This window comes from Roseomonas gilardii (genome assembly GCF_001941945.1).
Lineage (GTDB): Bacteria > Pseudomonadota > Alphaproteobacteria > Acetobacterales > Acetobacteraceae > Roseomonas.
In genome coordinates this window covers 1,692,501-1,704,859 of the sequence record NZ_CP015583.1, presented here as the reverse complement: position 1 = coordinate 1,704,859, position 12,359 = coordinate 1,692,501, and the positions used below count along the sequence as shown (strand labels likewise).

At 64.8% G+C, this 12,359-nt stretch carries 11 protein-coding genes, 1 tRNA gene and 2 rRNA genes; 4 read left to right on the top strand and 10 right to left on the bottom strand.

The genetic code is table 11. The features are described from left to right. Positions 1 to 11: 11 nt before the first annotated feature. The 7 genes from RGI145_RS07685 to RGI145_RS07660 form a co-directional block, all read right to left on the bottom strand. Positions 12 to 719 (bottom strand): RraA family protein, encoded by a 708-nt coding sequence (locus tag RGI145_RS07685; RefSeq protein WP_075799929.1) that lies wholly within the window; start codon positions 717 to 719, stop codon positions 12 to 14. 178 nt (positions 720 to 897) lie between these two features. After that, a complete protein-coding gene (locus RGI145_RS07680) occupies positions 898 to 1,308 on the bottom strand; it encodes a hypothetical protein (RefSeq protein WP_027280863.1) in 411 nt (136 codons plus the stop codon). Between the two features lies 1 nt (position 1,309). Then, a complete protein-coding gene (locus RGI145_RS07675) occupies positions 1,310 to 1,603 on the bottom strand; it encodes a hypothetical protein (RefSeq protein WP_027280862.1) in 294 nt (97 codons plus the stop codon). 159 nt (positions 1,604 to 1,762) lie between these two features. Further along, positions 1,763 to 3,445, bottom strand: coding sequence for a sensor histidine kinase (locus RGI145_RS07670; RefSeq protein WP_075797889.1), 1,683 nt, complete (start codon positions 3,443 to 3,445; stop codon positions 1,763 to 1,765). 68 nt (positions 3,446 to 3,513) lie between these two features. Next, complete coding sequence (locus tag RGI145_RS25415) at positions 3,514 to 3,687, bottom strand: NepR family anti-sigma factor (protein WP_167668250.1); 174 nt, start codon at positions 3,685 to 3,687, stop codon at positions 3,514 to 3,516. A gap of 32 nt (positions 3,688 to 3,719) precedes the next feature. After that, positions 3,720 to 4,361: a sigma-70 family RNA polymerase sigma factor gene (locus RGI145_RS07665; protein WP_075797888.1), complete on the bottom strand. Its 642-nt coding sequence runs from the start codon at positions 4,359 to 4,361 to the stop codon at positions 3,720 to 3,722. A 119-nt stretch (positions 4,362 to 4,480) separates the two neighbouring features. Beyond that, positions 4,481 to 5,002 (bottom strand): sigma-70 family RNA polymerase sigma factor, encoded by a 522-nt coding sequence (locus RGI145_RS07660; protein ID WP_075797887.1) that lies wholly within the window; start codon positions 5,000 to 5,002, stop codon positions 4,481 to 4,483. Positions 5,003 to 5,053: 51 nt separating this feature from the next. Between RGI145_RS07660 and RGI145_RS07655 the strand changes: the two genes are divergently transcribed. From RGI145_RS07655 to RGI145_RS07640, 4 genes are all read left to right on the top strand, one after another. Further along, the gene (locus tag RGI145_RS07655; protein WP_075797886.1) at positions 5,054 to 5,809 is read left to right on the top strand and encodes a PhyR family response regulator anti-anti-sigma factor; all 756 of its coding nucleotides are present in this window, start codon (positions 5,054 to 5,056) and stop codon (positions 5,807 to 5,809) included. Between the two features lie 218 nt (positions 5,810 to 6,027). After that, complete coding sequence (locus RGI145_RS07650; RefSeq protein ID WP_019462915.1) at positions 6,028 to 6,189, top strand: DUF1328 domain-containing protein; 162 nt, start codon at positions 6,028 to 6,030, stop codon at positions 6,187 to 6,189. A 1-nt stretch (position 6,190) separates the two neighbouring features. Further along, the gene (locus RGI145_RS07645; RefSeq protein WP_075797885.1) at positions 6,191 to 6,892 is read left to right on the top strand and encodes a hypothetical protein; all 702 of its coding nucleotides are present in this window, start codon (positions 6,191 to 6,193) and stop codon (positions 6,890 to 6,892) included. Continuing rightward, the gene (locus RGI145_RS07640) at positions 6,889 to 8,736 is read left to right on the top strand and encodes an ABC transporter ATP-binding protein/permease (RefSeq protein WP_075797884.1); all 1,848 of its coding nucleotides are present in this window, start codon (positions 6,889 to 6,891) and stop codon (positions 8,734 to 8,736) included. Before RGI145_RS07645 ends, RGI145_RS07640 begins: the two co-directional genes overlap by 4 nt. Positions 8,737 to 8,794: 58 nt before the next feature. Here RGI145_RS07640 and RGI145_RS07635 read toward each other — a convergent pair. From RGI145_RS07635 to RGI145_RS07625, 3 genes are all read right to left on the bottom strand, one after another. Next, positions 8,795 to 8,871, bottom strand: a tRNA-Met gene (locus RGI145_RS07635). A 69-nt stretch (positions 8,872 to 8,940) separates the two neighbouring features. After that, positions 8,941 to 9,055, bottom strand: a 5S ribosomal RNA gene (rrf, locus tag RGI145_RS07630). A gap of 207 nt (positions 9,056 to 9,262) precedes the next feature. Then, positions 9,263 to 12,005: ribosomal RNA gene (locus tag RGI145_RS07625) — 23S ribosomal RNA — on the bottom strand. Positions 12,006 to 12,359: the final 354 nt, after the last annotated feature.

Genomic DNA, 12,359 nt, shown 5'->3' with positions numbered 1-12,359 from the left:
TGGCGGAGCCTTCAGTGGATCTCGTCGGCCTTCGACAGGGCTTCCTTCAGGGCCGCCACGGAGAAATCGCGCGAGCGGCACAGGTCCAGCACCACCGCTTCCCGCCGCATGCAGAGCTCGATCGCGGCGGGCAGCTTGGACACCGCGTCATGCGGCACCACCACGGCGCCGTGCCGGTCGGCATGCACCACAGCATCATGGTGGGCGGCCATGCCATGCACCGAGACCTCCTGCCCGTACTGCACGATATGCACATAGGCATGGGAGGGATTCACCACCCCCGCCAGCATCTGGAAGCCCGGGGCGGCGGTATCGAGATCGCGGATCGAGCCGTTGGTGACGACACCCAGCGCGCCCAGCGACTTGTGGACGTTGGTATGGACCTCGCCCCAGAAGGCGCCGGTCCCGGGCGTGTCGTCGAGATCCTGGATCACCACCACGGTCGGCATCGCCGAATCCGCGACATACTCGTACCAGCCGAGCCGGGCCGCGCGGTCCACCTCGCGCGCCCGGCCGGAGGGCGAGGCGGCGCGGATCGTCGCGGTGCGTGCCAGACCACAGACCGGCTTCAGCGATGGGTCGGAGGCGACCAGCGGGCGGATGGTGAAGCCGTAGCCGCGGCGGTGCGGCACCACCAGTTCCAGCGCATTGCAGATCGTGGGCGTGTCCCATTGCCGCAGGGCGTCCAGATCCGCGGCGGTGAAGGGATATTCGGCCATATGCGTCTCCTTGCCAGCCATTCCGGGGGCACCGCGCCTTCCGCCTGTCCGGACAAGATCATGGTGACGGGGCGGCGCCGGGGCTGTGTCGGGCGCATCCTCCCGGTCGCGGGCGCAACGGTCAAATGCCGGCGCATGAAGCCCGCCGCCAAGGCGACGGGCCTCCGGAGGCTGGACGTCAGCGCCGGCGCAGCAGCGTCAGCAGGATGCCGCCCAGAACGGCGATCGGCGCGCTCTTGCGGGCCACGCCGAGGAAGACTTCCTCCGCCGCGCCCGACAGCGCGACGTCGCGCACCGCCCGCGCCTCGATCTCCGCGTTGGAATGGCCGCCGCGCGAGGCAAGCAGCGCCAGCACCAGCGCCAGGACCAGGTCCACGGCCAGCAGGATCGCCGCGGCGCCCACGGCCCCCGCATGGAAGAAGGCGAAGTTGTAGATCAGGATATGCAGCATGATGAAGGCCGCGATGCCGAAGACGGCAGCGATCAGCCAGTAGAGAAGCTGGTTGATCTTGCTCCCGGCCTGCACCTTCAGGCGGCGGCTTTCGGCCTGGGCCGCCATGCCCACGAGGCGGAGCGCGCGCAGCATCATCTCAGCGCCCCGTCAGGCGGGCGACGGCATAGCCGATGGCCGCCGCGATCAACAGCGAGGTCACCGGCCGTTCGCGCACCCGTTCCTGGAAATCGTCGTAGCGGTATTGCACCGACTCGGCGACATCCCCGGCATAGGCCTCCACGCGGTCCACCCCGCGGTTCAGCGAATCGGTGCGCTCGGCGAGAAGCCCCTCCACCTTGCGGCGTAGATCGGCGATCTGGGCGCGCACGTCGGAGGCCGTGGCCTCCACCTGTGCCCTGGCCTCCGAGCCGGGCTGGGACTGCTCTGACATCGTCGTCTCCTGTGGTCACGCGGTCGAATTCGCAACGTCACGTTGCGGGACCGGTTGCCGCTTGGCGAGAGCACACCGCGCGAGGGTGCAGGCCTGTGGTCGGGCGGCCATGATGGGCGGCCTTCCGGAGAGCAGGTCGGCCCCGTCCGGAGGGATCGGTCAGGCGGCCCGGCGCGGCCGGTCCCCGGGGTTCCGGGCGGGGGCCGCGCGTTCACGTAGCGGGAAGCGGACGCGCCAGCAGGTGCCGGGCCCCTCTTCCCGCAACAGGCGCCCGCCGAGCTGTCGGGCGAAGCCGTCCAGGAGCTGAAGCCCCAGGCCCAGGCCGCGCGGCACGGCTTCGCTCGCCGGGAGGCCGATGCCGTCGTCCTGGACATCGAGGATGACGTCCGGACCTTCCTGCGTGACGCGTACGGTGATGGTGCCGGTGGCCTCACCTGGAAAGGCATGGGCAACGGCGTTGCTGACCGCCTCGGTCACGAAGAGCGCCACCGTCACCGCCTGGTCGGTGGAGATCCGCAGGTCCCCCTCCGCCTCGATCCGCAGCCGCAGCCTTTCGCCGGCGACCTCCCCCTGCGAGGAGAACTGCTGCGTCGCCAGCTCCTCCAGGAAAGGGCGCAGCGCGATCGCCTCGAAGGACTGCTGCGTGTAGAGATAACGGTGCAGGGTCCCGATGGCGCGCACCCGGTCGCGCGCCGCCCGGAACTCCGCCTGCACCTTCGAATCGCGGATGCGGTTGGCCTGAAGATTCAGCAGGGAGGAGACGATCTGCAGGTTGTTCTTCACCCGGTGATGGATCTCGGCCATCAGCGCGTCCCGCTGGTCCAGTGCATCGACGAGATCCGTCTCCCGCGCCGCCAATGCCCGTGTCGCCTCGTCGAAGGCCTGCTCCAGCTCGATCACCTCGCGAGGCTCGATGCCGTTGGGAGCCTTTTCGAAGACCATACCGGGACGCCAGCGCTTCACACGTTCTGTCAGCGAATGCAGCGGGCGGACCAGACCGAGATCGGCGCCCACCACGATCGCCACCAGACAGGCCAGAAGGAAGGCAGAGAGTTCTGCCAGCCTTTGCAGCAGCGTGCTCCAGGCGGTGGCGCGGACCGGCTCGTAGGCCTGGCCTACCACGATCCTCAGACCCGGGCCGAAGGGCGCGATGGCATAGGACATCTCCGCGCCGTTGCGCGCGGTGGCCTGCACGACGCTGTCCGCCGGACTTAGCATCGACAGGTCGCGCGGCGCGAGATTCACCTCGCCACCCTGCAGCGGAACTACCTCCCCCTGCCCGTCTACCAACCAGGAAAACTGCCCAGGGATAGGGTAGAGGCCGGGGCGGAGGAAGCTGCTGAGCAGCAGCGTGCCCCCCACCAGCACCCGGGGCTGACCGGAGGGGCGGGAAAGCGCCAGGGCGAAGGGCAGCCGGGCGTGCTGGTCGCCATCCGCCGGGATGATGTCGCCGAAAGCCGGGAGGCCACTGGACAGGGCGACGCTGATGCGGTCCCGCGGTGGCATGACGGTGCTCGCCTCCGGCACCGCGGAGCAGATGTGATCGTGCTGCCCGTCTGAGATCCAAAGGTTGGCATAGCGGCCGGGATAGAGGTCCAGCACGCGGTGCAGCTCGCTCGCGCAGCTTTCGCCGGCACCCCGGGTTGGAAGATCGATGCGCGAAAGGGATTGCAACATCGCGCTCATGCCATCGACCTTGGCGGCCGCCTGGACAAGCACGAGTTCCCGCTGCGTCGCCAAGCGGCGCGAGGCCTCCTCGAAGGTCGCCTCACGTCCCTGCATGGCGTTGGTGGCGGCAATCACGAGCACGGGCACGCCAGCCGCCATGAGCAGGGCGGTCATACGACCCCGGATGCCCGCCAGGAAACCGACGACCCGCCCCGCGCGCCTTGGCGGGACGGGCCTACCCGTCACTTTTCTCGGTCCCTCTCGATCAGCTTCAGGAGATCTTCGGGAATCGGCTCGCTTGCCACGTCATCGAACATGGTGTGCAAGCCCATCTGGAGCCATTTGTTGAAGGCGGCGTCGGGGGCATTCTCTGAATGCCGCCCGGCTTCCTCAGGCCCCCGACCGGCCAGCGGCATGGGACGTCCCTTTTTTTTCGGTTTTCCGTCCATTAACCGAAGATGGTTGCCCGATCCCCTTCATCAGCCACCACAGAAGCGCGGCCCTTGCCCGAGACAGCGGTGCGGCGCGGCTGGGCTGCCGCACGGCTCGTCGTGTTGCGAGCGCTACCACGCTCCTCGCCAGTCAGCCAGCGCTGCAGCGTCTGGCGAGCGCGGAAGACGCGGCACTTCGCGGTGCCGACGGCGCAGTTCATCGCTGCCGCGACTTCCTCATAGGACATGCCCTGCACCGTCACCATCACCAGCGCGGTACGCTGTTCGACCGGGAGGCGGGCCATGTGGATGCGCAGCTCGCGCATCACCAGGCTGTCCTCCTGCGCTCCCGGACGGGCGAAGGCGCTGCTCGGCACATCGTCCAGATCGGCCGTCTCGCGCTTGCGGCGGATATCCGAGATGAAGCGGTTGCGCAGGATGCGGAACATCCAGGCGCCGAAATTGGTGCCGGGGGTGAAGGAGTGACGCGCCGCCAGGGCTGAGGTCACGGCGGCCTGCACCAGATCGTCCGCATCCGCACGGTTACGCGTCAGTGCCAGGGCTTGCACCCGGAGCCGCGGCAGTGTGGTGGTGAGCAGGTCGTGGAAGTTGAACTCACCTTCGTACGTCGCGGTCTGGGTGTCGGCGGTCTGGCTCATGTCGCTACTCCGCATGTCGTGGCCGGAAAAAGCCGGCCTTCACGAGATCAATGCACGAGCACGAAAATCGGTTGCCGCTGACGGAGCGATTTTTCGCCTTTTTCTGTTTTGGTTAAAATTCAATCGGTTGGCAGATTGGGTCCGCCTTCCTTGGGGGCGAAGCTGGCCGCCAACCGGACACGGGCGCGTGAGACGCGGGCCTTGAGCGTGCCCACCGCCACGCTTGCGATCCCGGCGGCCTCCTCATAGGAAAAGCCCAGCGCGCCCACCAGCACCAGTGCCTCGCGCTGTTCCGCCGGTAGGCTGGCCAGAGCGTAGTCCAGCCCGGCGACTTCCAGCCGGGCGTGCTGGCCGCCCTCGACCCGCTCCTCCTCCTCCGGACGGACGGCGTCCAGTACCCGCCGTTCGCTCGCGCCACGGCGGCGGGTCTCGTAGAAAACATTGCGCAAGATGCTGAAACTCCACGCACGCAAGCTTGTTCCGGCCTGCCATTGCGCTTCCGCTTTCAGTGCCCGAACTAGGGTTTCCTGGACCAGGTCGTCAGCGACAGTAACGTCGCGTGCCAGGAATCTTCCGAAGGCACGCAGATCGGGAAGAAGCTGTGCGAGGCCGGCGCGAAAATCGATGCTGGGTTGGTCCATTCTTATCTTCGGTCGAGGGCGCGGAAGAGGCGCCGGTGAGGGAGTAGCACGATGAACGCTGTCACGCAGGGAGAGCTTCTCCGGGCCCTGCCCTACGCACGGCGCTATGCACGCGCTCTCGCAGGGGGGCAGGAGGCGGGCGACAAGCTGGTGGCGGAGGCGCTGCGCGCGGGACTGCCGCCGGTACCGGGCCATCTGGCCCTTTATGCGGGCGTGACCGCGAGGGTCGCGGCGGAAGGCGGAAGCCGGGAGGGTGATGGAAAGGTGGATGCCGGGAGGGGCAAGGGCACGATGAGCCTGCGCCAGCGGCAGCTCCTGCTCCTTACCGCCCTGGAGGATCTGCCGATCCGCGACGCGGCCCTGGTCCTTGGCCTGGAGCAGGCGGAAGCGGAAGCGGAGCTGGAGACAGCGCATTCCGTGCTACGCGCCACGGCCGCGACCGACGTGCTGGTGATCGAGGACGAGCCGATCATCGCCATGGACATCCGCCAGCTCGTGGAAGGCTGCGGTCATCACGTGGTCGGCATGGCCTCCGACGAGACGGAAGCGGTGGAACTGGCCCGGTCGCTGCGTCCCGGCCTGATCCTCGCGGATGTGAATCTGGGCCCCGGCGGTGACGGGATCACAGCGGTGGAGCGCATTCTCGGCGAGCAGAAGATCCCGGTGATCTTCGTCACCGCCTATCCGGAGCGTCTGCTCACGGCGGAGCGGCTGGAGCCGGCTTTCATCATCAGCAAGCCCTTCGAGCCGGTGGCCCTGGCCATCGCCACCTATCAGGCGGTCTCCGGCGGCGTGCAGCTCGGCTGACCCCTCCCCCCGGCGGCCGGCAACGCCGCCGGGGACATCGACCAAGCATGGCGACGAAGGGCTCCCAGTGAAGCCGGCCCCTGTCCTACGCCTTCTCCACGGCCTTCCGGAATGGGCCTGGCTGTGACACGCGGAACACGTTGCGGTCTTCCGAAGAATGCTCGGCAACTGGCCCTGGGGGCGCACGTTCACCGACCGCAAGGTTGAGGAACATTGCCATGCTTTACTGGACTGTTATCTTTCTGATCATTGCCCTGGTTGCCGGCGTGCTGGGCTTCGGTGGCGTGGCCTCCGCCGCCAGTGGTATCGCCAAGATCCTCTTCGTCATCTTCCTCGTGCTCTTCCTGATCTCGCTGGTCGCGGGACGCGGCTGGGTGTGACGTGTGGCGGCCGGTCCCCTTCCTGGTGCTCGCTTTCGGTGGCCTGGCCACCGGGGCTGCGCTGGCGCAGGAGTCCAGCCGCGGCAGCCAGCCGGGTGGCAGCGTCGCGCCGCCCAGCACGGAGGATGGGAGGCTGTGGTTCGACCCCACCCAGCTTCCGTCCTTCACGGGGGTGGTCGAGCGCTACCTCCTGAATCCTGAGGGCAAGATCGACCGGCTGCTGTTCCGCGAAGGGCCACAGATCATTCTGCCTGGCCCCGTCGGCAACGAGGTGGCGCGCAAGATCGAACCGGGCCAGAGCATCGTCGTCTGGGGCATCCGGGCGCGCAAGGCGCCGGTGATCATCATGCTGGCCTGGGCGAAGGACACCAATTCGACGCCCCGCTTCGTGGAGCGCCCAAGCTGGGGCATCGGCACCTACCGTTCCGGCCAGCAGGAGGTCGAGGTTTCCGGCCAGATCGTGGCGCCCCTCTACACGCCCCAGGGCGACAGCATGGGGGTCATCCTGCAGGACGGGATGGTGATCCGCCTGCCGCCCAGCGTCGCGGAGGTCATGGGAGACCGGTTGACGGTCGGCCGCGAGATCGCCGCCTCCGGCCGTGGCGTCAGTGGCGAGCATGGCCGGGCGGTGGATGCAGAACGCATCGGCGACAACCTTGCGGCGCTGGGCCCTCTGGCCGGCTCCGCGGAGAAACGTCCGTGAACCCACGCACCCGTGAGGTGCAGATCCAGACCGGTGCGTTGCGCGGCTTCCTGAAACTGTCCGGCGCCTATTTCTGGCAGGAGCGTTCCGCGCGCTGGATGGTGCTGGGTCTCTTCCTGCTGACGCTGCTGCAGATCCTGATCCAGATCCGCTTCAACCTCTGGAACCGCGATTTCTTCAACGCGCTGGAGAACCGCGACCGGGACGCCTTCTTCTGGCAGATGTGGCTGTTCCTGCTGCTGGCCCTCGCCTCGATGGTGACGGCGGTCTACCAGCTCTATGTGAAGCAGCTCACGCAGCTCCGCTGGCGGCAATGGCTGACGCGGAAGCTGATCGGCGCCTGGATGACCGACGCCCGGCACTACCAGATGGAGAAGGCCGGGGGAGCGGACAATCCCGATCAGCGGATCGCCGAGGATGTCCGCGCCGCGACAGAAATGGCGCTGGATTTCGCGACCGGCATCTTCAACGCCGTGGTGATGCTGATCGCCTTTATCGGCATTCTCTGGACCATCTCCGGGCCGCTCTATCTCACGCTTTTCGGGCGTGACGTCGTGATCCCCGGCTATATGGTCTGGGCGGCGCTGATCTATGCGGTGGTAGGGTCTGCCCTCACCTACCTCGTCGGCCGGCCGATGGTGATGCTGAACTTCCACCGTACATCGCGCGAGGCGGATTTCCGGTTCAGCTTGGTGCGGGCGCGGGAGAACAGCGAAGGTATCGCGCTGATCGGCGGAGAGCGCGACGAGAGACGGACGCTCGACGGAATCTTCGCCCATACGGCCGCAGCGGTGAAGGCGCTGATGCAGAGCCAGCGCCGCCTGATGTGGCTGACGAGCGCCTATGGGATGCTGACCTATGTCTTCCCGACCGTGGTCGCGGCGCCGTCCTATTTTTCCGGTGCGATCACCCTGGGCGGGCTGATGCAGATCGGCTCTGCCTTCGGCTCGGTGCAGTCGTCCCTGAACTGGTTCGTGGACAACTTCCCTCGCCTCGCCGAATGGCGCAGCAGCGTCGAGCGGCTCCTCACCTTCCATGAGGCGCTGAAGCAGGTGGAGGGGATGGTTTCGCGGCCCGAGAACCCGGTGATCGCACGCAGCATCGTCAAGGCAGGCGGCAAGGAACCCGAGACCCTGTCCTTCCGGGATGTGCAGGTGGCTTTCGCCGACGGCTCCGTGGTGATTGCCGAGGCTTCCGGCGAGATAAAGGCTGGCGAACGTGTGCTGATCAAAGGGGAATCAGGGACAGGCAAGAGCACGCTGTTCCGTGCTTTCGCCGGTGTCTGGCCCTGGGGCAGTGGCGAGATCCGCATGCCGCCGGCTGAAAGCACCATCTTCATGCCGCAGCGTCCCTACTTGCCACTTGGATCGCTGCGGAATGCCCTGGCCTATCCCCTGGGCGCGGAAAAGGCTGATGACGAGATCAGTTGCGCGGCCCTGCGGCGCGTGGGCCTGGGCAAGCTATGCGACCGCCTTGACCAGGAGGAACGTTGGGACCAGCTGCTGAGCCTGGGAGAACAGCAGCGCCTCGCCTTCGCCCGCCTGTTCATTCAGAGACCGCACTGGATCTTCATGGACGAAGCGACGGCCGCCCTCGACGAGGAGAACCAGAACATGATGATGCGGATGCTGATCGAGGAGCTGCCGGATTCGGCGCTGATCTCCATTGGCCACAGGCCTGGACTGGAGTTCTTCCATCATCGGGTGCTGATGCTGCAGCATGGCCCTGAAGGCGCAAAACTGGCTATCCCGCCGCGCCCTCAGGTGAAGCTACGGCGGATCGGCGACCGGCTCCCGAAGTTGCAGAAGCTGATGATACGGCGCCGCGTGAAGGAAGATGTTTGACCACCCCCCTGCTGAGGGGGCTGTGGGGTTGTGGTATTGTTATGGTGTAAGTGGGATTTGGATGCGGGGACAGGATTTGAACCTGTGACCTTCAGGTTATGAGCCTGACGAGCTACCGGGCTGCTCCACCCCGCGTTGGGTGAGTGTGTGATGCGGTGATGGCGATCGGGTCGGTGTGTTGTGTGTGTAGGTTCCCATCGGGCGGCCTGGCGGCGACCGACTCTCCCGCGTCTTGAGACGCAGTACCATGGGCGCTGAGGCGTTTCACGGCCGAGTTCGGGATGGGATCGGGTGTGGCAGCCTCGCTAGGGCCACCAGGCCACCGGATGGGAACCGTGGAGGTGTGTGTAGTGTACCGACCTGATGCGCTGGGTGATGGAGGATCTGGGCCTTGTGGCTTTATGGGGCTTTGGGGCTGGAGGGAGCGGGGTATCGGGTGTTGTGAGTGTGTGTTGCTGACTGAGCGGGTGCGCTTTGGTGCTGCGCGCGGTGTCCCTTGTTGAGGGGGACTGCGGCGGCGGGGGAGTGATGGAGTTCGATCGGGCGATTAGGATCGCTCGGCTGCATCCGTTACCGGACTTCCACCTGCGACCTATCGACGTGGTGGTCTTCCACGGCCCTTGGGGAGACCTGGTTTTGAGGCTGGTTTCCCGCTTAGATGCCTTCAGCGGTTATCCGTTCCGTACTTAGCTACCCGGCGATGCTCCTGGCGGAACAACCGGTGCACCAGAGGTACGTCCATCCCGGTCCTCTCGTACTAGGGACAGATCCTCGCAAGTCTCCAACACCCATGGCAGATAGGGACCGAACTGTCTCACGACGTTCTAAACCCAGCTCACGTACCGCTTTAATCGGCGAACAGCCGAACCCTTGGGACCTGCTCCAGCCCCGGGATGCGATGAGCCGACATCGAGGTGCCAAACCTCCCCGTCGATGTGGACTCTTGGGGGAGATCAGCCTGTTATCCCTAGAGTACCTTTTATCCGTTGAGCGATGGCCCTTCCACGCGGGACCACCGGATCACTAAGGCCGACTTTCGTCTCTGCTCGCGCTGTCGCGCTCGCAGTCAGGCGGGCTTATGCCTTTGCACTCAACAGCCGATGTCCGACCGGCCTGAGCCCACCATCGCGCGCCTCCGTTACACTTTGGGAGGCGACCGCCCCAGTCAAACTGCCCACCACGCAGGGTCCTGGCCCGGGCTAACCGGGCTCAGTGAGATGCCAGAAAGAAACAGGGTGGTATTTCAAGGTTGCCTCCACCTGAGCTAGCGCCCGGGTTTCGATGGCTCCCACCTATCCTACACAGTTCCTTCCTGGCACCACTGCGAAGCTGCAGTAAAGGTTCATAGGGTCTTTCCGTCTGACCACGGGTACCCCGCATCTTCACGGGGAATTCAATTTCGCTGAGTCTATGCTGGAGACAGTGGGGAAGTCGTTACACCATTCGTGCAGGTCGGAACTTACCCGACAAGGAATTTCGCTACCTTAGGACCGTTATAGTTACGGCCGCCGTTTACCGGGGCTTCGGTTCGATGCTTGCACATCTCCCCTTGACCTTCCGGCACCGGGCAGGTGTCAGACCCTATACGTCATCTCTCGATTTCGCAGAGCCCTGTGTTTTTACTAAACAGTCGCTACCCCCTGGTCTGTGCCACCCCACCTTGCTTGCGCAAGAAGGGGTCTCGCTTATCCCGAAGTTACGCGAGTAATTTGCCTAGTTCCTTCAGCATAGTTCTCTCAAGCGCCTCGGTATTCTCAACCAGTCCACCTGTGTCGGTTTCGGGTACGGTCTTTCTCGACAGCGCTATTTCCTGGGCTGCTTTGGCTGCCCCTCCAATCCGATAAGGAGGAACAACGGTTGGCAGCCGTCACGTCTGTCAGGCCCAGGAATATTCACCTGGTTTCCATCGACTACGGCTTTCGCCCTCGCCTTAGGGGCCGGCTCACCCTGCGCGGATTGACCTTGCGCAGGAACCCTTGGACTTTCGGCGACAGGGGTTCTCACCCTGTTTATCGCTACTCATGTCCGCATTCGCACTTCCGATACCTCCAGGAGCCCTCACGGGTCTCCCTTCGCAGGCCTACGGAACGCTCCGCTACCACTGCACTTGCGTGCAATCCACAGCTTCGGCACGTGGCTTGAGCCCCGTTACATTTTCGCCGCAAGACAGCTGATTAGACCAGTGAGCTATTACGCTTTCTTTAAAGGATGGCTGCTTCTAAGCCAACCTCCTGGTTGTTTTGGCCGTCTCACATGCTTTCCCACTTAGCCACGATTTGGGGGCCTTAGCTGGTGGTCTGGGCTGTTTCCCTCTCGACAATGGACCTTAGCACCCACTGTCTGTCTGCCGTCCTGTACTCTTCGGCATTCGGAGTTCGGTAGGGTTTGGTAGGGCTTTGGGCCCCCCTAGCCCTTCCGGTGCTCTACCTCCGAAGGTAATCGGACGACGATCTACCTCAATAGATTTCGCGGAGAACCAGCTATTTCCGAGTTTGATTGGCCTTTCACCCCTAGCCACAGCTCATCCCCGACTTTTTCAACAGGCGTGGGTTCGGTCCTCCAGTGGGTGTTACCCCACCTTCAACCTGGCCATGGCTAGATCACTCGGTTTCGGGTCTTCTGCCGGCAACTCAAGCGCCCTTATCAGACTCGCTTTCGCTGCGCCTACACCTCTCGGCTTAAGCTTGCTGCCAACAGAAACTCGCGGACCCATTATACAAAAGGTACGCCGTCACACTTCAAGAGTGCTCCGACTGCTTGTAGGCGCTCGGTTTCAGGTCTCTTTCACTCCCCTCGTCGGGGTGCTTTTCACCTTTCCCTCACGGTACTTGTGCACTATCGGTCGCCAAGGAGTATTTAGGCTTGGAGGGTGGTCCCCCCACGTTCAGACAGGGTTTCACGTGCCCCGCCCTACTCGAGGATCATGCCAGACACTACGCCTACGGGGCTATCACCCGCTCTGGCCGGCCTTTCGAGACCGTTCGGCTTCTTCTCGCACAATCACTGGCCTGCTCCGCTTTCGCTCGCCACTACTCGCGGAATCTCTGTTGATGTCTTTTCCTCCGGGTACTGAGATGTTTCAGTTCCCCGGGTTTGCCTCCAGCACCTATGAATTCAGTGCAGGATCTCCCATTCGGGAGGGGTTTCCCCATTCGGACATCCGCGGATCAACGATCGCTCGCATCTCCCCGCGGCTTTTCGCAGCGTGCCACGTCCTTCATCGCCTCTTGGCGCCAAGGCATCCACCGAACGCCCTTTGTTCACTCTATCTCTCTCCCGCCACCGCCCGCGCGCAGAACCAAGGCGCACCGGACAAGCGGCGAGCAGTTCACCGAGGCACTCGCTCAGTCACTCACACTCGTTCACTCGATAACTTGCTCTCTCGGACACGCCGTCCCGTGCCAGTCCGTGCCGCGCACACATCACCCCAAAAGGGGCATGCCTGCCTCGCACTTCCTGGCCGCTTCGACGTGCCAGATCCTATTCACCCTGTGAAAGATCACCGCTCCCCCGTCCCGCTCTCGCCTCGCCCGCCTGTCCAGGCGGCGCGGCTTCGCGCGGGCACGGTTTGAACCGTGTGGGGTTTCACTGTTCGCGCCAAGCGCGCGGACCGCCGGATCTTC